We start from the raw sequence: 20,568 nt of genomic DNA, 5'->3' as shown, positions 1-20,568 counted from the left end.
GTCAATCATCCCGCCCGCCGGGGCAGCCCCGACCGAGGGCCGCACCCGAAGCCGGGGCCCCAAAGTACCGGGATGCCGTCAGCGCCGGATGCCGGCCCAGTCGTGGTGCCGCCGCACGGTGGAGAGGATGAAGTCGACGACCCGACGTGAGGTGTCCGGCACCTGGTAGTCCACCGGACACGGCACCCCGGCCACCGCCACCTGCTCGACCGCGACCGCGACCGCCTCCCGTACGCCGTCGGGCTCCAACCCGGTCATGAGGATGCCGCCGGCGTCGAGCGCCTCCGGACGCTCGATCGACTCCCGCAGGGTGACCGCCGGGAAGCCGAGGATCGCGGCCTCCTCACTGATCGTCCCGCTGTCCGACAGGGTGCATCGCGCCTGCGACTGCAGACGTACGTAGTCGAAGAGGCCGAACGGCTCGTGGAAGGCGATCCCCTCCAGGGTGCCGGCGTCGACCGCGAACGCCTCCAGCCGTTTGCGGGTACGCGGATGCGTCGACACCAGCACCGGCAGCCGCCAGACGTCCCGGACCGTACGCAGGCAGTCGAGCAGCCGACCGAGCCGGGCCGGGTCGTCGACGTTCTCCTCCCGGTGGGCGCTGACCACGAAGTACCCGCCCGGCTCCAGTTCGAGCTGCCGCAGGATCGTCGAGGCGTTGATGTCCGGCCGGTAGTGGTCCAGCACCTCCCGCATCGGCGAGCCGGTGTGCAGGATCCGGCGCGGGTGCAGGCCCTCGGCGAGCAGGTTGCGCCGGGCGTGTTCGGTGTAGACGAGGTTGAAGTCGGCGACGTGGTCGACCAACCGCCGGTTGGTCTCCTCCGGCACGTTCAGGTCGAAGCACCGGTTGCCCGCCTCCATGTGGTAGACCGGCACCCGCATCCGGCGGGCCATCAGCGCGGCGATGCAGCTGTTGGTGTCGCCGAGCACCAGCAGTGCGTCCGGGCGCAGCTCGGTGATCGCCTGTTCGACGCCGGTCAGGACACCGCCGAGCACCCGGCCCAGCGACGAGGTGTCGACCCGCAGGTAGCGGTCGGGTTCCCGGAGCCGTAGTTCGGTGAAGAAGACGTCGGAGAGGGCCCGGTCCCAGTTCTGTCCGGTGTGTACGAGCAGGTGTTCCACCGTACGGTCCAACCGGTCCAGCACCCGGGACAACCGGATGATCTCCGGCCGGGTGCCGACCACCGTCATCACCCGGGTCATTCCGCCTCCTCGCTCCGCTCGGTGCCGTCATGACCGACCCCGCGCCCACCACTGACCTCGCTCCGCTCGGTCACCAGTTCCCTCCACTGCGCGTCGGTACGGCGGACTTGGTCAGCATGTCCTCGATCTGGTCGGCGCCGACCCGCAGCGACATCCGGTCCTGGTAGACCTCCTGGGCCCGCCGTCCGAGCTCGGCGCGGGTCGCCGGGGAGAGGACCGCCGCCTCGGCGAACCGGGCGGCGAGCGCCGCCGGGTCCTCCGGTGGGCAGGTCAGCCCGACCCGGGTCGACTCCACCAGCCGGGCCGCGTCGCCGCCGGCCGAGACGATGACCGGTCGGCCGCAGGCGAGCGCGGCCTGGAGTTTGGAGGGCACGGTGCCGCGCAGGCCGGGCAGGTCCCGCAGGCAGACCAGCTGGTAGTCGGCGGCGGCGTAGAGTTCGGCCATCTGCTCGGGCGCCCGCCGACCGAGGAACCGGACGTTGTCGGCGCCGAGTTGGGTGGCGAGCCGGCGGGCGTGCTCCTCCTCCGTACCGGAGCCGACCAGCACCAGGTCGATCCGGTCGCCGACGGCGGCGGCAGCCCGGACGGCGGTCTCGATCCGCTGGAACGGCCCGATGTTGCCGGCGAACATCACGGTGCAGCGGCCCCGGTGTCCGAGGGCGGCCCGGGCGGTCTCCAGCACCGGCGCCGGCCGGAACAGCCGTTCGTCGGTCCAGTTGAGCACCACCCGGACCCGGTCCGGGTCGGCGCCCCGGGCCACCACCAGTTCTGCCATCGACGGGGCGATGACGGCGATCGCGGCGGCGCCCCGGTAGAGGCCGCGCATGGTGGCGGCGAGGGTACGGTCGACGACCCGACCGACCCGACCGGTCGGGCTCATGTCCGAGGCGGTCACCGACTCCGGCCACATGTCCTGGACGTGCAGCACGATCGGGGTACGCCGGAGCAGTCGGGTCAGCGCCGCGGCGGCGAACGCGGTGGCGGGCGGGTGGTAGACGTAGACCGCGTCGACGTCGGCGAGGTGGCGCACCGAGGCGAGCGAGCTGGTGGCGGCGAAGGAGAGGAAGTTGGCGACCCGGCCGACCGCCGACGAGTCGTGGCTCGGATAGACCGGCACCCGGCGTACGGTCAGTCCACCGTCGCCGCTGGTGTCGTTCCAGCGCTGCCGGTGGCCGGGATAGATCCGCCCGCCGGGATAGTTCGGGAAGGTGGTCAGCACCCGTACCTCGTGTCCCCGGGCGGCGAGTTCCCGGGCGAGTTCGCCGGAGACGAACGCGGGCTCCGGCGGGTACCACTGGGTGACGAACCCGATCCTCATCCGCCGACCACCGCCGAGGCGGTGGGCCGCGACCCGGCCGGCAGGTTCGCCGTCTCCGGTTCCGCTGTGCTGATGCCGCCGACCCGCTCCGGGTAGGTGTCCGGTCGGGCCGGGTCGAAGAGTTCGTTGGCCCAGAAGAGGGTGAGCAGTTCGCCGTCGCCGATGTTGGTGATCCGGTGCGCCCACATCGTCGGCATGTCGACCAGCACCGGCTCGTCGCCACTGACCGTGAACCGGACCACCTCGGCGTCGCCGACCCGCCGGAGTGCGATCTCGGCCCGACCCCGCAGCACCACGAACCGTTCGACCTTCGCCAGGTGGAAGTGTTCGCCCCGGGTGACTCCCGGCCGGCTGGTGGAGACGAAGGTCTGCCCGCCACCGCCGTACGACCGGACCGTCTCGACCAGTTCCCCCCGGTGGTCGGCGTGCCGGGTCAACGGCACCGGGTAGTGCCCGGGAAAACAGTGCGACCGGTAGGTGTTGAACAGTCGTACGTCGTGTCGGCCCAGCAGTGGCGGCAGTTCACCGGACCGGTACGCGGACGCGGCGGCGCCGAGCCGTTCGGCGAGGGCGCGTACCCCGATCCGCAGGGCGGGCATGGTCGGATCCCAGGCACCGCCCTCGGGTACGCCGAGCAGCCGGGCGGCGGCGTCGAGGGCGTGCACCAGTTCCAGGTCGCGATCCTGGTGGATCTCCGGCAGTTGGCCGTCGGCGAGCAGCCGGCAGAAGGTGGCGACCACCGAGTTGTAGAACGGCCGCCCGTGCTCGCCGTACAGGTTGGGGAGCAGGACGTCCTCGAAGCGCCCGGTGACGGCGGAGGCCAGGGTGGCGGCGGCGGCCGCCTTGGAGTCGCCGTACGGGGTGCCGTTGCCGGCCTGGACCGAGTTGGCGAAGCCGACGGTCGGCGGTGGTGCCGCGCATCGGCGCAGGCCCCGGGCGAGCGCGGCGGCGACCTCGACGTTGCCGGCCGCCACGTCGGCCGGGTCGCCCCGGTTGACGCCGGCCAGGTGCAGCAGGCGGTCGCTGCCGTGGAGCGCGGCGGCGACGGCCGCCGGGTCGGCCAGGTCGGCCCGGGTCAGCCGGATCGGCTCGGGCCAGCCGAGCGCGCGGACCAGCACCCGGACGTGCCAGCCGAGGAAACCCCCGGCCCCGGTGAGCGCGACCTTCACGGCGTCAGCGCCAGCTCTCGGGCGGCCAGCTCGGCCCGGATCTCCGGCAGCGTCCGCAGTAGCTCCATGATCTCCGGTACGTCGAGCCGGGGCGCGTTGGCGGAGTTGAAGTCCTCGCCGAGCGGGATCGTCGGGTCGCCCTCGGTGACGTAGCTGGCGTAGTTCAGGTCGCGCGCGTCGATCGGAACCCGGAAGAAGTCACCGAAGTCGTCCGCCTTGGCGAGTTCCTCCCGGCTGGCCAGGGTCTCGTCGAGCTTCTCCCCGTGCCGTATGCCGATCAGGTCGAGTTTGCCGGGCACGTCGAAGAGCTGGCAGAGGGCCAGGGCCAGGTCGCCGATGGTGCAGGCGGCAGCCTTGCGGATGAAGATGTCGCCGGGTCGGGCGTGTGCGAAGGCGTGCTCCACCAGTTCGACCGACTCGGTCAGCGACATCAGGAACCGGGTCATCCCCGGGTTGGTCACGGTCGGCGCGCGACCGGCCTTGATCTGTTCGACGAAGAGCGGGATCACCGAGCCGCGCGAGTAGAGGACGTTGCCGTAGCGGACGCCGGAGACGACGGTGCGGCCGGACCGGTTGTGTCGGGCGTGCGCCTGGGCGACCTTCTCCATCAGCGCCTTGGTCAGCCCCATCGCGTTGACCGGCTGGACCGCCTTGTCGGTGCTGAGCACCACGACCGAGGCGACCCCGTTGCGCTCGGCGGCCTCGATGACGTTGGCGCTGCCCAGCACGTTGGTCCGGACCGCCTCCAGCGGGAAGAACTCGCAGGACGGCACCTGCTTGAGCGCGGCGGCGTGGAAGACGAAGTCGACGTCCCGGGTGGCCCGCAGCACGCTGTCGTAGTCCCGGACGTCACCGACGTGGTAGCGGACCCGGTCGTCGCCGAGCTGGTGCCGCATCAGGTCCTGTTTGGCCTCGTCGCGGCTGAGTACCCGTACCTCGCCGACGTTGCGGGCGAGCAGCCGACGCACCATGGTCTGTCCGAAGGACCCGGTACCGCCGGTGATCAGCACCCGGCGTCCGGCAGGCAGGATGGGCACGGGCGCTCCTGTTCGTTGGCTGGTGGACGACAGGTTCACCGGTGGACGACGGACAGACGGCGGGAACCACCGACCGCGCCCGATCCCGGCGCGGACCGACCGTGTCTTCGCACAGGTCGGCCGCGTTCTGTCTGGTGTGACATCAGCGTCAACGACAACAGGCCCGTCAGGTCACGCCTTGACCTGCTATGTGCGGCATAACTCTCTGTTCCGCTAGAAGAGTTGAAAAATCCACCAAAGCGCGACGGGGTCTGATAGAACACTCCACGTCAGGAACCGGTCACGCCTTGGAGGCACTCACGTGGACGCTGCCCCGCGTACGGCGAGCCCGCCCGTCCGCCGCTCCCCCGGGGACGTACCCGAGGCGGAGCCCGTCCGGTGAGCCGGATCCTGCTCTCGCCCCCGGACATCGGGCCGCTCGAGGAGTCGTACCTGATCCGGGCCCTGCGTTCGGGATGGGTCGCGCCGGCCGGCCCGGAACTCGACGCTTTCGAGGCCGAGATGGCGGCCCGGGTCGGCACCGCCGAGGCGGTCGCGGTGAGTTCCGGCACCGCCGCCCTGCACCTGGCGCTGCTCGCCCTCGGTGTCGGCCCCGGCCAGACGGTCCTGGTCCCCACCCTGACCTTCGTGGCCACCGCCAACGCGGTCGTCTACACCGGCGCGGAGCCGGTCTTCGTCGACTGCGACCCGGCCACCGGCAATGTCGACGTCGACCTCGTCGAGGAACTCCTGACCGAACTGCGCCGGGAGGGGCGTGCCGTCGGGGCGGTTGTCCCGGTGGACATGTTCGGCGCCTGCGTCGACTACCAGCGGCTGCTGCCGGTCTGCGCGGCGGCCGGCGTTCCGGTCGTCGAGGACGCCGCCGAGGCGCTCGGCGCGGCCCACCGGGGCCGGGCGGCGGGCTCGTTCGGCCGGGTCGGGGTCCTCTCCTTCAACGGCAACAAGATCATGACCACCTCGGGTGGCGGCATGCTGGTCACCGACGACACCGCGTTGGCCGCCCGCTGCCGCTACCTCTCCACCCAGGCCCGGCAGCCGGTCGCACACTACGAACACACCGACGTCGGCTACAACTACCGGCTCAGCAACCTGCTCGCCGCCCTCGGCCGGGCCCAGCTGCGCCGGCTGGACGGGATGATCGACCGTCGCCGCCGGCTCCGCGAACGGTACGCGAAACTCTTCGCCGCCACCCCCGGCGTGCACCTGCTCGCCGACGGCGACCCGGGCGCGAACTGCTGGCTCACCACCATCGTCGTCGACCCCGGACAGGCCGGCTGGCAGGCCGCTGAACTGGCCCGGCACCTCGCCGAGCAGGAGATCGAGACCCGGCCGGTGTGGAAGCCGATGCACCTGCAGCCGGTCTTCGCCGACGCCCGGTCCCGGCTCACCGGCGCCGCGCAGCGACTCTTCGCGGACGGGCTCAACCTGCCCAGCGGCTCCGGGCTGACCGAGGCGCAGACCACCCGGGTGATGAGCGCGGTCGCGCAGTTCCTGGAGAGCCGACGGTGACGGTCGGCCTCGCCGTCCGGGACGGCGGCCCGGAAACCACCGCGCTCGACCTGCCGTACCCGGACGTGTACTTCACCCCCGGGTACGGCGCGGCCGCCGCGGTACCGGAGCGCGGCGAGTGGCGACTCGCGCACCGCGACGGCGACATCCTGGTCCCGTACGTCGTCCGTCGACTCGACGACGGCACCTCGGACGCGGTCAGCCCGTACGGCTACTCCGGTCTGCACGTCCGGGCCGGCCGGCACGGCACGGACCTGGCCCGGTTCTGGGCCGACGCGGTCGACGCCTGGCGGGACCAGGGCCTGGTCACCCTCTTCCTGCGGTTCTCCCCACTCGACCTGACCTCGGTGCAACGCACCCACGAACTGCCCGGAGTCCGGCTGACCCGGCTCGCCGACACCATCACCGTGCCGGTGGACCGGGGTCCGGCGGCGGTCTGGGCGGCGATGGAGGGCCGGTCCCGGACCGCCGTGCGCAAGGCCCGCAACACCGGGCAGACCGTGACCCTGCGGCCCGCGACCGCCGCGGACGTCGCGCCCGGGTCGCCCTTCCGGCAGCGGTACGCGGAGACGATGGCCCGGGTCGGCGGCGCCCCCGGCTACCTCTTCCCCGACGAGTACTACCGGCGGCTGGTCGACGGGGTCGGCCCGGACCTGCACCTGGTGCAGGTCAACGACGCGGCCGGCACGGTGGTGGCCAGCGCCCTGCTGTTCCGGCACCGGCAACGGGTGCACTACCACCTCGCCGGGTCGGACCCGCGCGGCGCCCGGGACGGAGCCAACAACCTGCTGCTGTGGACGGTGCTGGAGTGGGCGGCGGAAACCGGCTGCCTGCTGGTGCACCTCGGGGGCGGGGTACGCCCCGACGACAACCTCTTCCAGTTCAAGCGCTCGTTCGGCGGCACCCGTACGCCCTTCTGGGTCGGTGCCGTCGTGGTGGATCCGGACCGCTACGCCGCCCTGACGGCCGAACGGGCCCGGGAACTCCACCGCGCTGTCGAGGACCTCGAGTCGTCGGGATTCTTCCCGGCGTACCGGATCGGAGGGGACCGCCCGTGACCGCCGTACGTGTCAAACGGCTGCTGGACGTGGTGCTGGCGAGCCTGCTGCTGCTGGTCCTCGGCCCACTGATGGGGGTCGTCGCACTGGCCATCCTGGTCACGTCCGGTCGGCCGGTGCTGTTCCAGCAGCTCCGTCCCGGCCGGTACGGTGTGCCGTTCGCGTTGACCAAGTTCCGCACCATGCGGGACCCACTGCCGGGTGAGGAGATCTGGACCACCGACGAGGTCCGCTCCACCCGGATCGGCCGGTTCCTCCGCCGGACCAGTCTCGACGAGCTGCCGGAGCTGGTGCACGTGCTGACCGGACGGATGAGCCTGGTCGGCCCCCGGCCGCTGCTGATGGAGTACCTGCCCCGGTACACCAGCCACCACGCCCGGCGGCACGAGGTACGTCCGGGTATCACCGGCCTCGCCCAGACCAGCGGCCGGCGCTCGCTCACCCTCGGCCAGCGCCTCGACCTCGACGTCCGGTACGTCGACAGCTGGTCGCTCTGGCTCGACGCCCGGATCCTGGTCCGTACCCTGGTCGAACCGTTCCGGCGCGGTGAGATCCGGGGCCAGAGCCTGCACGAGGTCGACGACGTCCAGCTGCTCACCCCGGTCCTGGAGCGGGTCGAGTGAGCACTGTGGACAACCTGACGGACGGGCCGGTCGGTGCTCCGGACAGCGCGGCCCGGACCGGAACGGCACGCGGTCGGCTCCGCTCCGGCTCCGGTCAGGCCGGTGGCCGCACCGGTCGGGGCGGCCTCGCTGCGGACCGCTGGGAGGTCGGGTCGGCGTTCCCGCTCGGGCTGCCGACCGGCGGCGGCTGGGCCGGGCCGGCGGAGGAGTTCCGACTCTACGGCTCGGGTCGGCAGGCGCTCGTCGCACTGCTGGAGGTCGGCCGCCGCGAGCACGGCTGGACCGCCGTCCACCTGCCGGAGTACTACTGCCCCGAGGTCGCCGACGACGTCGCGGCGGTGCTTCCGGTCCACCGCTACGACGCCGGGCCGGCCGGGGTCGGAAATCCACCCCGGGTCGGCGTCGACGAGGTGCTGGTCCTGGTCTCGTACTTCGGCACCCCGCCGGTCCGGCCGCCCACCCCGACCCCGGCAGCCGGTCCGACGGTGGTCGTCGACGCGACCCACGACCCGCTGGCACCCTGGCTGCCACACCTCGGCGCGGACTACGCCTTCGCCTCGCTGCGCAAGACCCTGCCGCTACCCGACGGTGGGATGCTCTGGTCCACCGTCGGCGCTCCGTTGCCGCCGCCTCCGGCACCGTCGGACGGGCAACGGCTGGCCGCCGGCACGATCCTGTCGGCGATGTGCCTCAAGACCGCGTACCTGGGCGGCGCCGGGCTGGCCAAGGAGCCGTACCTGGCCGGCTACGCCGACGGGGAACGACGGCTGCGGTCGGCCGGGGTGAGCGCCGTCTCGGACCTTTCCGCCCAGCTGCTCCACGCGCTGCCGGTCGACGAGCTACGGGTACGCCGGATCACCAACGCCGCGGTACTGGCCGACCGGCTGGCCACGCTGCCCGGGCTCACCGCGCGGGCGTACCCGTTCGGGGTGGTCCTGGAGTGCGACTCGCACCGGCGTCGGGAGGAGCTGCGCCGGGCGCTGATCGCCCGGGCCGTTTATCCGGCGGTGCTCTGGACGCTGCGTCCCGGCGAGTCCGGCACCCGGCACCTGGACTACTCCGCACGCATGCTCATGCTGCACACCGACGCCCGGTGGACCGAGCGGGACATGGCGCGGGTCGGCACGCTGGTACGTCAGGTCGTCCGGCAGGAAGCCCCGCCGGCCCGCACGACCACGGCCCCGCCGGCCCGCACCACGACGGCTCTGTTGGCGACGCCACCCGCGACACCAATCGGGACGGCCGCCCCGGTGGCCGGCACCGTGGCGGTGCCGCCGCTCCCCCGTCCGACCTCCGGGCGCCTCCGCCACCGGTCGGACGGCAACAACCTGCCACCGAAGGGTGCGCCATGCTGACCGGGCGACTCGTCGGCCTACGACCGATGCGGGCCGACGACCTGGATTTCCTGGCCGAGCTGGCCAACACCACAGCGGTCCGTACCCACGTGGTGGGGTGGGACTGGCCCGTCGCCCCCGACGCGCAACGGGAGTGGTTCCCACACGCGCTGCGGGACCCGCGCAACCGTCGGCTGACCGTGACCGAGGCGTCGACGGACCGGCCGGTCGGCCTGACCGGCCTCTGGGACGTCGACTGGCACAACCGGTCGGCCCTCACCGCCGTCAAGCTGATGCCCGGACTGGCGCCGAAGGGAGCGGGCAGCGACTCGATAAAGCTGGTCATGGCGTGGTCGTTCCACGAGGTGGGCCTGCGCCGGCTGCACAGCACCATCCTCGACTTCAACGCCGCCAGCCTCGGCGCGTACGTCCGCAAGTGCGGTTGGCGGGTCGAGGGCCGGGACCGGGAGGCCGTGTTCCGGCACGGCGCCTGGCACGACCTGGTCCGGGTCGCGGTCCTCGCCCCGGAGTTCGACGCGCTGCCCGACGCCGCCGAGTACGTCGAACGGGTCTGCGGCCCCCGCCCGACCGCGCAGCCGGCGGACCGTTCGGCGTCGGACCGCCCGGTGGCGGGCCTGCCCAGCCAGCCGGACACACCACGTCCACTGCGCCCCACCCGACTGTCGAGCGTGCCCACCCCGGCGTCCAACGGTCGACGGGAGGCCGGCCGATGACCGCCGCCGTGCACGTCGTCGCGGTGAACTACTTCGGTGCCACCGCGCTGGACGGCTACCTCCGCTCGCTGCTGGCCCAGGACTGCACCAACTGGCGGATGACGGTGGTGGACAACAGCGACGACACCCACGAGCTGACAAAACTCCACGAGGTGACCCGGGACCACCCGCGGGTGTCGGTCCGGGCCGCCCCCGGCAACCTCGGCTACTTCGGCGGCGCCCGCTGGCTGCTCGACCAGACTCCGGAGACCGCCATCTGGACGGTCGTCTCCAACGTGGACGTGCGACTGGCGGATCCGACGTTCCTCACCCGGCTGCTGACGCTGGACGGTCGTACCCCGGTGGTGGCACCGTCGGTGGTCGGCGTTCCCGCCGGCCGGGAGCAGAATCCCCACCTGACCACCCGGCCCACGGTCCGCCAGATGCGGCGGTTGCGCACCAAGCTGGCCCACCCGCTCACCGCGCAGGCCTCCCTGCTCGCCGACCGGGTACGGACCCGGGTCCGCCCCCGGAGGTCGCCCGGTACGTCGGACCGGGCGAGCCACGCCCGGCTCATCTACGCCCCGCACGGTTCGTTCATCGCCCTGCACCAGCGGTACTTCACGGCCGGTGGAAGCCTGCGCCACCGCCCCTTCCTCTTCGGTGAGGAGATCACGGTGGCCGAGCACTGCCACCGCCTAGGCCTGCCGGTGCTCTTCGAACCTGCCCTCCGGGTCACCCACGTCGAACACCAGGCGACCGGGCTGCTCCGCAGCTGGCGGGTGCTGCGGGCGCAGGTCGAGGCGGCCCGCTACTGCCACGACATCATCGCGGCGGCCGACCGGACCGGCGCCGCCGAGGGACCAGACATGGATTGGACCAGAGATGAAACAACTGCTCCGTGACGCCCGTACCGCCGCCCTGGTCCGCACCCACCAGGGGCGCGGGCCGGCGAGCGGGATCCCGCTGCCGCCCCGGCCGTTCCGGATGGGCGGCAAGCACTTCCAGGACGACCGCGACTTCGTCGCCGGCGCGCTCGCGGACACCGACCGGCTCGTCACCCTCGCCGGGCTGGACAACCGGTCGACGCTGCTCGACTGGGGTTGCGGCGCCGGACGGCTGGCCATCGGCATCGCCGAACGACTCGGTCGGATCGACCGGTACCACGGTGTCGACGTACAGCGCCATCTCATCGAGTGGGCCGGTCGGCACATCGGCCGCCGTCCCGGCTACGACTTCACCTTCGTCAACACCCGTAACGAGCGGTACAACGCCGCAGGGACCAGTGACACCCGGCTGCCGGCGGCCGACGACAGCTACGACGTGATCTACGCGTACTCGGTCTACTCGCACATGCGGACCGCCGACGTGCGGGCGTACCTCGGGGAGTTCCGGCGGACGCTGCGGCCGGACGGGCTCGCCTTCTTCACCGCGTTCGTGGAGAAGGACGTCGACCGGGAGGCGGTCGACCCGGCCGGGTACGGCCCGCTCTCCTGGTCGGGGCAACTGCACTGTGTCCGCTACGACCTGGAGTTCTTCGACTCCCTGCTCGACGAGGCCGGGCTCGCGGTCCGGGACTTCACGCACGGCACCGAGACCGACGGCCAGTCGATGTACCTGGTGGGACGGAGCGCTTGACACATCTCGCCCGTTCCGGACGGCGAACCGGCCGGAACCGCGAGGCACGTCGTGGGCCGGCCCGGACCCCGACCCTGGTACGTCGGGCCGTACTGTCGCTGACCCGGGAACGTTCCCTGGAACTGGCGATCCTGCTCGGCCCCGCCCTGCTGATCGTCACCAGCGTCCTCATCGCCCGCTGTGTCGGCCCGACCGGCCGGGGCCACCTCGTCATCCTGACCACCTGGGCGCAGGTGATGGGCTGGACGGGCGGGCTCTCCATCGACAAGGCGCTGCTGGCCCGCCGCGCCGGGGCCGGCCGCGCCACACTCTCCGACGGGGCCGCCGGCGGGCTGCCGTCCGACAGAGTCCCCGGCGGGCTGCCGTCCGACAGAGTCCCCGGCGAACCCACGGGCGGCGGTCGGCTCGTACTGGTCGGGCTCGGCACCATGCTCTCCGCCGGCGGGGTCGCCGCGGTGCTGTCGATCGCGGTCGCACACTCGCTGCTCGACGGCTGGTTGTTCCTGGTCGGAATGCCGGTCGCGGTACTCGGTACGGTCACCTTCGACGTCCGGGCCACTCTCCTGCTGCTCGCCGGACGCTGGCAGCGGTACGCGGTGCTCCGGCTCACCCAGCCCGTCGTCTACCTCTGCGGTGTGGCCGTGGTCGTTCTGCTCGCCACCTGGCGGCCGGCCCTCGCCGTCCCCGGTTTCATCGTGGCGTTCTGCGCGAGCCTGTGGCTGCCGACCCTCCTCGTCGGTGGGCTCCTCCGGCGCGGCCGCTCCGCCGTTCCCCGTCCCCGGCGGACCGCCGCGGATCGGAGCCGACCGTGGCCACTGTTCCGCTTCGCCCTGACGTACCACGTGGGCAGTGTTCTCTACCTGCTCGGCAGCCGCGTCGACCTGCTGCTGATGCCGATCTACTTCACCGCCGGCGAGATCGGCAGCTATGCCGTGGCGGCGTCGGCCGGACAACTCGTCGGTCTGCTCGGCTCGGCAAACCTGCTGCGCGGTCTCACCGGCCGGCGCCCGGCCGCCGCCGGACCCGACCGGGCCGGGCTCGCGCTCGCCCTGACCATCACCGCCGGGGTGGCGCTCAGCGTCGGCTGGCTGCTCCCACTGGCGTACGGCGGCGCGTTCGTCGGCGCCGTGCCGTTGGCCCGGATCCTCTGTCTGCGCGGTTTCCTGGTCTACCTCACCCAGGGCCTGATCGGCCGGCTGACCGCTTCGGGGCTGGCCTGGGCCAACGCCACCGTCAACCTGACCGGGGTACTGGTCTTCCTCGCCCTGTTCCCCTTCGCCACCACGTTGACCGGTTACGTACTCGCCGCCGTCACCTCCTCGGCTGCCGCGTGGTTGTACGCATGGTGGCTCAGCCGCCGGCACCGACGGCCCACGGCTGCTCCGGCCGTACCTGACGGATCCGCCGGCACCGGCCCGTACGTGTCCGCACCGGCCCGCGACGACGCACCCGCCACAAGCCACCGGACGGACCGCCCGCCGTGGCGACCCGGACCGGCGTGATCGGTGGGCCGGGCCGCCCCGGCCGGTGCCGTGATCTCACCCGGACCGACCCGCGCAGCAGAGGTGGAGAACCGACGATGGTGGAGGCACGACACGCCCACAGCGGACCTGCCCCGTTCCCGACGCTGCCGGCGCCCCTGCCGGCCGTCGGGAGTCGGGTCGGCTCCCGACGCCGGTTCGGCGGGAACCGCCTCGCATACGGGGTGGCGGCACTGGCCACCGTGGGGGTGTTCGGGCCGTACACCTCGCAGGCCGGGATCCGTACCGAGCAGATCGTGGTCTACTCGCTGCTGCTGGCCGGTCTGCTCTCCGGCCGCCGCCTACGGGTGACCGCGGTCGGTGCCCTGCTGGTGGCGCTCCTGGTCGTCGAGTTGCTGATCGCCGTCGTCGGCGGTTCCGCCCCGACCCGGGTCCTCACCAGCGTCGAGTCGGGCAGCGTCCTGGCCGGGCTGGACAATCTCCTGTTGCCGCTCGCCGCGCTGGCCCTGGCGCTGATGTTGGCGAGTTCGGGCGCTGACCTCCGGCGCCTGCTCCGGACCGTGTGCACGGTGCTGATCGTCGCGATGTGCCTCAACACGATCCTGTGCGGCATCTCCCTGCAGTACAACATCACCCCGCTGCTCGAGGTCTTCTGGGAGAACAACACGGCCGGGGAGAGCGTCGCGGCGCGGGCGGCCCAGATGGGCCGGCTCACCGGCATCTTCAACCAACCGGCCGAGGGTGGTGCGCTGTACTCGCTCGCCCTGCTCGCGGCGATCTACCGCTACCGGGACAGCAGGTTCGCCTTCGTGGTGACCACGACGCTGCTGACGATCGGCGGTATCCTCAGCGTTTCGAAGATCTTCCTGATGATCGGACTGCCGATCGCACTCTGGCAACTGGTCCGGTCGTTCGGCATCGTCGGCGCCCGGCTGTGGGCGCTCCCGTCGGCCCTGGTGCTGGTCATGGTCGCCGGCCAGTACGGCCTGCTGCCGCCCTGGATCGGCATCGACTACCTCACCCGACTGTTGCGGCCGACCGGGGGCGGATCCGACCTGGTGGGTTTCTACACCGCGGGCCGGCTCGGGGAGGCACCGACCCTGCGCTACGTGTGGGAGATCGTGCTCGACGCGTCACCGTGGTTCGGGCTCGGCGCGGGCGGGGTCGCGGCAGCCTACGACAATGGTTGGGTGGAGGCGCTGGCGATCGCCGGCCTCGTCGGGGTGCTCATCTACACCGCGGTACTCGGTTGTCTGGTCGCCGCCTGGCTCACCCGGCGGTCGGCACTGGACCGCCCCACCTCCCGCCTCGCCAGCGGTCTGATCATCGTCCTGCTCGGCGCGTCCCTCGGGCTGCCGGTCCTGACCGCGAACCGGGTGGCCACCATCGCCTGGCTCCTGATCGGCCTGCTGCTACTCACCCCCACCACCCTGCAACCCCCGACCGGCCGGGGACGCGGCGGTTCGGGGCGCACCGGCCCGACCCGGCGGGGCGGGTGAGGGTGCGGGCGCGTGGTCAGGCACGTGCTTCAGTCACGGGCGCGGACGGACTCAGTCACGGGCGGGCTCACCCACGGGTGGTAGGCGGGTTCAGTCGCGGGTGGGCGCGGAGTCGGCCTCGGCCGGGGCGGTCGGCGCCGGGATCCCGGCCGTGGGAAGCCGTAGCAGCCACCGGAAGTAGTCGTTCCGGTCGAACGCCGCCGGGTCGGCCGTGACCGGCTGGTCCAAACCGTCGAGCGCGGCGACCAGACTGTCCGGCTCCTCCGGTCGGTACGGCAGCAGCGCACCGCCGGCCACCTCACGGCTCTGCTCGCTCGCCGGCGACAACACCGGTACGCCGTACGCCCGGGCCTCGGCGAGCGGATAACCGAACGCCTCCAGGATGGACGGGTAGAACACGCCGGTCGCCGTACGCCACAGTCGACCCAGTTCGTGGTGCGCGACGATGCCGATCGGATCGAGCATCGGATGCCCGGCCAACGGGGCGGGCAGGTCGGCCGGACGCGCGGTCACCGTCACCCGGAGCCGACGCCCCGCCCGGTCCAGCGCCGCGAGCAGCGCGGCGAGCTGCGGGGTCAGGTTCTTGTACGGCCCCGGCACGACGGGGACCAGGATGAACGGATCGGCGCCGGGGATCCGGGGGCCGACCGGGGTCACCGGATGGGGGCGGACCACGATCCGATCCCGCACCCCCGGCACGTACCGGACCACCCGGTCCCCCATCGCGGCACACGGGACGACGACCAGATCCGCCCGGGACAGCAGCCGCCGGACGACCGGAATCTGCACCCGGAACGCCCGTGGCATCCGGGACAGCAGGTGCGCCTCGGCGGGGTACAGGAAGTGCAGCGCGTTGCGCAGCAGCACCGTCCGGCTCGCACCGGCGACCGCGAACGAGACGTTGTTCGGCGCCACGACCAGCGTCGCCCGCCCGGCCAGTCGCTCCCGGCGGACCAACCAGCCGGGGGTGAGCTGCTGTCGCTGACCGATGACGCGTACGGATGACCCGTCGGAGTACGGCGTCGACGTGGCGGAGTCGAGGAAGGTGTCCAGTTCGGCCCGCCAGCGGGCCGCCCCGCCGGTGGCACCACCGGCGGAGTCGACGACCACCGGGCCGGGTCCGGTCACGACGTTTCCGGTCAGTGTCACAGCCTGTCTCGCATCCGGTCGGGGCGCCCACTTCCGGTCAGGGCACCCGCTTCAACGAGGAGATAGCCGCAAACGTCACGGGCGCGGCTATCCCGCACCAAAAATGTGAAACCAACCCCTTACCCCTCTGGAAGCGGATAGATGTGGGTTACCCGCCGGATAGCACCCCGCCATCGCGGCCAGGACCGCAGCCCCGACACCAGAGCAGGAGCCGCCATGCCGCTCAGCGCAGCCGCACCCGTCGACAACTCCGACAGTCAGTCCGGCCCTCGGTGGAAGGAGCCCGGACTGGGCAACGTGACGCTGCTGGCGAGCGACTCGGCTGCCTGGACGATCGGATTCGGGGCGGGCGCGTGGACCAGGTACGAGTTCGACCTCACGGTCGGCCAACTGGTCCAGGTGCTCGCCGTGGCGCTGATCGCCGCCGTCCTGCACGAGTCGGTCGCCGCGATGGGTCGCCGGGTCCTGGGTCGGCACCCGGTGGGCAGCCTGTCGGAGCTACGGGCGCTCGCCGCGACGGTGGCGATCAGCGCCGTGGTCGTGTTCCTGGCCGTGCTCGCCCAGGCGGAGCGGCCGGTGCCGGCGAGCACCCCACTGGTCGGCTCGGCCGTCGCCCTGCTGCTGATGCTCGCCGCGCGGGCGGCGTACCGGAACCAGATCGACCGGGCGTTACGGCCCCGGACCGACTCCGCCACCCCGGTGCTGCTCTTCGGACTCGGCTCGGCCGGCCAGGGCCTGCTCCGCGCCATGGTCAGCGACCCGCAGAGCCGCTACCTCCCGGTCGGGCTGCTCGACGACGATCCCGACAAGCGGCAGTTGCGGATCGACGGGGTCCGGATGCTCGGCGGTCGGGACGACATCGCCGCCGCGGTGACCCGGACCGGCGCCACGACCGTCATCTTCTCCGTCGCCAACGCGGACGCGGAACTGATCCGCACCGTCCGGGACGCCAGCCTGGCCGCCGGCGCCGAGTTCAAGGTGCTGCCCCCGGTACGCGAACTCGTCGACCACCGGATCAGCGTCGCCGACGTACGGGACGCGGAGATCGACGACCTGCTCGGTCGCCGGCAGGTCGTCTCCGCCCTGGTCACCGCCGACTCCGCACTGACCGGCCGACGGGTCCTGGTCACCGGTGCCGGTGGCTCCATCGGCTCCGAACTCTGCCGGCAGATCCTGCGTGCGGACCCTGGCGAACTGATGATGCTCGACCGCGACGAGTCCGCCCTGCACAGCCTGCAACTCTCGCTGAGCGGGCGGGCGCTGCTCGACGGACCGGAACTGATCCTGGCCGATCTCCGCGACGCGGAGGGCATCGCCCGGACCATTCGCAACCGCCGACCGGACATCATTTTCCACGCCGCTGCACTGAAACACCTCACCCTTCTGCAGCGCCATCCGGGAGAGGCGATCAAGACGAACGTGTGGGGAACACTGTCGGTTCTGAACGCGGCTCGCGACGTCGCCAGGTTCGTGAACATCTCTACCGACAAGGCGGCCAACCCGATCAGCGTCCTGGGCTATTCGAAACGGATCACCGAACGACTGACCGCACACACCGCCGCCAACTCCCCCGGCACCTTCCTCAGCGTACGGTTCGGCAACGTGCTGAGCAGCCGGGGATCGGTGGTGACCGCGTTCCGCGCACAGATCGACGCCGGCCTGCCGATCACCGTCACCCACCCGGACGTCACCCGCTACCTGATGAGCGTGCAGGAGGCGGTGCACCTGGTGCTGCAGGCGGCGGCGATCGGCGGGGACGGCGAGGCGCTGGTGCTCGACATGGGCGAGCCGGTACGCATCGACGACCTGGCCCGACAACTCGCGGCCCAGGCGCCCGGACCGGCCCGGATCGTCTACACCGGGCTGCGCCCGGGCGAGAAGTTGCACGAGGATCTGCTGGGTACGGGCGAGATCGACGTACGCCCGCTGCACCCGTTGATCTCCCACGTGTCGGTGCCGGCGCTGAACCCGTCCGAGGTCACCACGCTGGACCCGTACGACGAGCCGGAGAAGGTCACAGAACGACTCGCCTGGCTCTGCGGTCAGCCCGACCAGGGACCGCTGCCCGCGCCGTTGGTGCCGAACAGCCGCAGCGCCCGCCCGTCGTCATCCCAGCCGACCTGACCCGCCGGCCGTCTCTGCTGCGGGTCGGGGAAAACGGCTGGTCCGGGCCGGAAGAACGGCTGGCGGGTCGGGAAGCGGACAGCCGGCTGGCGAGTCGCGGAATGCCGTAGCAGGATCCCGGAGGAATTGTCGTCCGGGCATTGTCCGTCAAGCATCATCTGCCATTGATGAAACCCGACGGTGGCGCTCGACCCAACCGAATCATCACCCCGGAGCCGCGCTCCACGATCACCGTACGACAGTCGGCAAAATGTGAGCGGGATCCGCGAACAAACGTCGACCGGTACGTCACGGAATCTGCGACGGCCCACAACCCGTTCCCGATCTGGATCCCTGGAGAGGACACGTGACCGAAAAGCTCGGCCTGGTCGGCTTCGGATACTGGGGCACCAACCTCGCCCGGAACCTCGACAAGCTCGCACAGTCCCGCTGGCACTACCTCGTGGACTCCAGCCCGGAGCGACGACACACGGCGGCCGAACGCTACCCGCAGGTGACCGCCACCGACGACCTGGACCTGGTGCTCGACGACCCCGAGGTCGTCGCCCTGGTGATCGCCACCCCGGCGCCCAGCCACGCACCGCTGGCCCGCCGGGCCCTGGCCGCCGGCAAGCACGTCTTCGTGGAAAAACCGTTGGCGATGTCGCTCGCCGACGCGGTCGCCCTGGCCGAGGCGGCCGAGCGGGCCAACCTGGTGCTGATGGTCGGACACACCTTCGAGTACGTACCGGCGGTCGAACGGATGCGCGAGTACATCCGGTCCGGTGAGATCGGGGACGTCCTCTACCTGCACTCGCAGCGGCTCAACCTGGGACGGATCCAGAGTGACCTGCACACGTTCTGGTCGATCGGCCCGCACGACGTGTCGATCGCCAACCACCTGCTCGGCACCGACCCCCGGTGGGTCGCCGCCCAGGGTGGCCGCTACCTGCACGACGGCGTCGAGGACGTCATGTTCGTCACCGTCGGCTACCCCGGGGACATCGTCGCACACATGCACGTCAGCTGGCTCGACCCGGCGAAGACCCGGCGGACCACGGTCGTCGGCACCCGTCGGATGCTCGTCTACGACGACCTGAACCCGACCGCCCGGCTCACGATCTTCGACAAGGGCGCCGACCCGGTCGACCCGGACGGCACCGGCGTGCGGCACTACCGGCTCCGCGACGAGGCGGTGCACGTACCGGTGCTCGCCACGGCGGAGCCGCTCGCGCTGGAACTCGCGCACTTCCTCGACTGTGTCCGTACCGGCGCCCGGCCGAGGACCGACGGCTGGAACGGGGCCCGGGTGGTCGCCGTACTGGAGGCTGCCGACGCCTCGCTGCGGGCCGGCGGGGCGACGGTGACCGTACCCCGGATCGAGGTGCCGTCGGACGCCCGGCCCCGCCCCGGCGGCCCGTACCCCGACCTGGCCCCCGCCGCGTCCTGACCCGCCCGGTGACCCGCCCGCCCGTTCCCGAACAGGAGCCTGCCATGCCCCGAATCCCCCTGGTCGACCTCGCCGCCTCGTACGCCCGGCACCGGGACGCGATCGACGCCGCCGTCCGGGCCGTCGTCGAGGACACCCGGTTCATCCTGGGCCGGGAGGTCGGTGAGTTCGAGTCGGCGTTCGCCGCGTTCTGCGGCACCCGGCACGCCGTCGGCGTCTCCTCCGGCACCGCCGCGATCCATCTGAGCCTCGCCGCGCTCGGCATCGGCCCCGGCGACGAGGTGGCGGTGCCGGCGCACACCTTCGTCGCCACCGCCGAACCGGTGACCTGGCTCGGGGCCCGGCCGCGTTTCGTCGAGGTCGACGCCGAGACCGGGGGCATGGACCCGGACGCGCTCAAGTCGGTCATCGACCGCGTCCGGGCCGTCGTACCGGTGCACCTGTACGGCCTGCCGGTCGACCTCAGCGCGATCGGGGCGCTCGCCACCGCGGCCGGGGTGCCGCTGGTCGAGGACGCCGCCCAGGCCCACGGCGCCGAGTTCGTCCACGACGACGGAACGGTGGTACGCGCCGGGGCCTACGGCCGGATCGGCTGCTTCTCCTTCTATCCGGGCAAGAACCTCGGGGCGTTCGGTGACGCCGGCGCGATCACCACCTCGGACCCGGCGCTCGCCGACAAGATCCGCCGCCTCTCCGACCACGGCCGCACCACGAAGTACGAACACCTGGTCGTCGGGTACGCGGCCCGGCTCGACACCCTGCAGGCGGCGGTCCTCGGGGTCAAACTGGCCACGCTGCGGGCGAACAACCAACGGCGGCGGGAACTGGCAGCGGTGTACCGGTCCCGGCTGGACGGGGTCGGTGACCTGGTCCTGCCGGCCGAACCTCCGAACCGGCGCGGCGTTCACCACCTGTTCGTGGTCCGGACCGCGCACCGGGACACGCTGCTGAGCCACCTCCACGCGGCCGGCATCGGTGCCGGCGTGCACTACCCGGTCCCGCTGCACCTGCAGCCCGCGTACGCCTCGCTCGGATACCGCCCCGGTGACCTGCCGGTGACCGAGGCGTGGGCCCGGGAATGCCTCTCCCTGCCGCTCTACCCCGAACTCACCGACGAACAGCTCGACACGGTGGTCGCTGAGGTTCGCACCTACTTCGACCGGATGTGAGGAGCGCCCGGCCGGCATCTCCGTGGCGGCGGCCTGTCGACAGTGGATTATGGCCGATCGGGCCACTGTCGAGGCATCAGCGAAGTGTCGCGGCTCAGCTACAATGAGCGGCGCT

General features: G+C 72.1%; 17 protein-coding genes. 12 read left to right on the top strand and 5 right to left on the bottom strand.

Going from position 1 to position 20,568, the window contains the following annotated elements; translation table 11 throughout:
* Window positions 1–78: 78 nt before the first annotated feature.
* The 4 genes from wecB to ABGB05_RS13775 all read right to left on the bottom strand — a co-directional run bounded on the left by wecB (window position 79) and on the right by ABGB05_RS13775 (window position 4,727).
* On the bottom strand, window positions 79–1,203 hold the full coding sequence (wecB, locus tag ABGB05_RS13790; RefSeq protein ID WP_347653662.1) for a UDP-N-acetylglucosamine 2-epimerase (non-hydrolyzing): 1,125 nt from the start codon (window positions 1,201–1,203) through the stop codon (window positions 79–81).
* A gap of 70 nt (window positions 1,204–1,273) precedes the next feature.
* Window positions 1,274–2,521 (bottom strand): glycosyltransferase family 4 protein, encoded by a 1,248-nt coding sequence (locus ABGB05_RS13785; RefSeq protein WP_347653661.1) that lies wholly within the window; start codon window positions 2,519–2,521, stop codon window positions 1,274–1,276.
* Window positions 2,518–3,690 carry a capsular biosynthesis protein gene (locus tag ABGB05_RS13780; protein WP_347653660.1) on the bottom strand — a complete coding sequence of 391 codons (1,173 nt, stop codon included), beginning with the start codon at window positions 3,688–3,690 and terminating at the stop codon, window positions 2,518–2,520. Before ABGB05_RS13780 ends, ABGB05_RS13785 begins: the two co-directional genes overlap by 4 nt.
* Window positions 3,687–4,727, bottom strand: a complete 1,041-nt coding sequence (locus ABGB05_RS13775) for a polysaccharide biosynthesis protein (RefSeq protein ID WP_347653659.1) — start codon at window positions 4,725–4,727, stop codon at window positions 3,687–3,689. The genes ABGB05_RS13780 and ABGB05_RS13775 overlap by 4 nt, the downstream gene beginning before the upstream one ends.
* A gap of 387 nt (window positions 4,728–5,114) precedes the next feature.
* On the opposite strand from ABGB05_RS13775, the gene ABGB05_RS13770 reads away from it, so the two are divergent.
* The 9 genes from ABGB05_RS13770 to ABGB05_RS13730 all read left to right on the top strand — a co-directional run bounded on the left by ABGB05_RS13770 (window position 5,115) and on the right by ABGB05_RS13730 (window position 14,582).
* Window positions 5,115–6,236: an aminotransferase class I/II-fold pyridoxal phosphate-dependent enzyme gene (locus tag ABGB05_RS13770; protein WP_347653751.1), complete on the top strand. Its 1,122-nt coding sequence runs from the start codon at window positions 5,115–5,117 to the stop codon at window positions 6,234–6,236.
* Window positions 6,233–7,294 carry a GNAT family N-acetyltransferase gene (locus tag ABGB05_RS13765; protein ID WP_347653658.1) on the top strand — a complete coding sequence of 354 codons (1,062 nt, stop codon included), beginning with the start codon at window positions 6,233–6,235 and terminating at the stop codon, window positions 7,292–7,294. The genes ABGB05_RS13770 and ABGB05_RS13765 overlap by 4 nt, the downstream gene beginning before the upstream one ends.
* Complete coding sequence (locus ABGB05_RS13760; protein WP_347653657.1) at window positions 7,291–7,917, top strand: sugar transferase; 627 nt, start codon at window positions 7,291–7,293, stop codon at window positions 7,915–7,917. The genes ABGB05_RS13765 and ABGB05_RS13760 overlap by 4 nt, the downstream gene beginning before the upstream one ends.
* Entirely contained in the window at window positions 7,914–9,272 is a 1,359-nt protein-coding gene (locus ABGB05_RS13755) for a hypothetical protein (RefSeq protein WP_347653656.1), read from the top strand. The genes ABGB05_RS13760 and ABGB05_RS13755 overlap by 4 nt, the downstream gene beginning before the upstream one ends.
* Window positions 9,266–9,985: a GNAT family protein gene (locus ABGB05_RS13750; protein WP_347653655.1), complete on the top strand. Its 720-nt coding sequence runs from the start codon at window positions 9,266–9,268 to the stop codon at window positions 9,983–9,985. The genes ABGB05_RS13755 and ABGB05_RS13750 overlap by 7 nt, the downstream gene beginning before the upstream one ends.
* Complete coding sequence (locus tag ABGB05_RS13745) at window positions 9,982–10,869, top strand: glycosyltransferase (RefSeq protein WP_347653654.1); 888 nt, start codon at window positions 9,982–9,984, stop codon at window positions 10,867–10,869. Before ABGB05_RS13750 ends, ABGB05_RS13745 begins: the two co-directional genes overlap by 4 nt.
* The gene (locus ABGB05_RS13740) at window positions 10,850–11,602 is read left to right on the top strand and encodes a class I SAM-dependent methyltransferase (protein WP_347653653.1); all 753 of its coding nucleotides are present in this window, start codon (window positions 10,850–10,852) and stop codon (window positions 11,600–11,602) included. Before ABGB05_RS13745 ends, ABGB05_RS13740 begins: the two co-directional genes overlap by 20 nt.
* Complete coding sequence (locus tag ABGB05_RS13735) at window positions 11,599–13,104, top strand: hypothetical protein (RefSeq protein WP_347653652.1); 1,506 nt, start codon at window positions 11,599–11,601, stop codon at window positions 13,102–13,104. Before ABGB05_RS13740 ends, ABGB05_RS13735 begins: the two co-directional genes overlap by 4 nt.
* 77 nt (window positions 13,105–13,181) lie before the next feature.
* On the top strand, window positions 13,182–14,582 hold the full coding sequence (locus tag ABGB05_RS13730; RefSeq protein WP_347653651.1) for a hypothetical protein: 1,401 nt from the start codon (window positions 13,182–13,184) through the stop codon (window positions 14,580–14,582).
* Window positions 14,583–14,672: 90 nt separating this feature from the next.
* Here ABGB05_RS13730 and ABGB05_RS13725 read toward each other — a convergent pair whose 3' ends face one another.
* Window positions 14,673–15,710 (bottom strand): hypothetical protein, encoded by a 1,038-nt coding sequence (locus ABGB05_RS13725; RefSeq protein ID WP_347653650.1) that lies wholly within the window; start codon window positions 15,708–15,710, stop codon window positions 14,673–14,675.
* Between the two features lie 237 nt (window positions 15,711–15,947).
* Between ABGB05_RS13725 and ABGB05_RS13720 the strand changes: the two genes are divergently transcribed.
* The 3 genes from ABGB05_RS13720 to ABGB05_RS13710 all read left to right on the top strand — a co-directional run bounded on the left by ABGB05_RS13720 (window position 15,948) and on the right by ABGB05_RS13710 (window position 20,453).
* Window positions 15,948–17,855, top strand: coding sequence for a polysaccharide biosynthesis protein (locus tag ABGB05_RS13720; protein ID WP_347653649.1), 1,908 nt, complete (start codon window positions 15,948–15,950; stop codon window positions 17,853–17,855).
* A gap of 346 nt (window positions 17,856–18,201) precedes the next feature.
* Window positions 18,202–19,284, top strand: coding sequence for a Gfo/Idh/MocA family oxidoreductase (locus ABGB05_RS13715; protein ID WP_347653648.1), 1,083 nt, complete (start codon window positions 18,202–18,204; stop codon window positions 19,282–19,284).
* A gap of 44 nt (window positions 19,285–19,328) precedes the next feature.
* Entirely contained in the window at window positions 19,329–20,453 is a 1,125-nt protein-coding gene (locus tag ABGB05_RS13710; protein ID WP_347653647.1) for a DegT/DnrJ/EryC1/StrS family aminotransferase, read from the top strand.
* Window positions 20,454–20,568 lie beyond the last annotated feature (115 nt).

Origin of the sequence: Plantactinospora sp. B5E13, assembly GCF_039871775.1 — a bacterium.
GTDB lineage: Bacteria > Actinomycetota > Actinomycetes > Mycobacteriales > Micromonosporaceae > Plantactinospora.
Note: the sequence above shows the minus strand (reverse complement) of the source record. Positions and strands in the feature narration are given on the sequence as shown.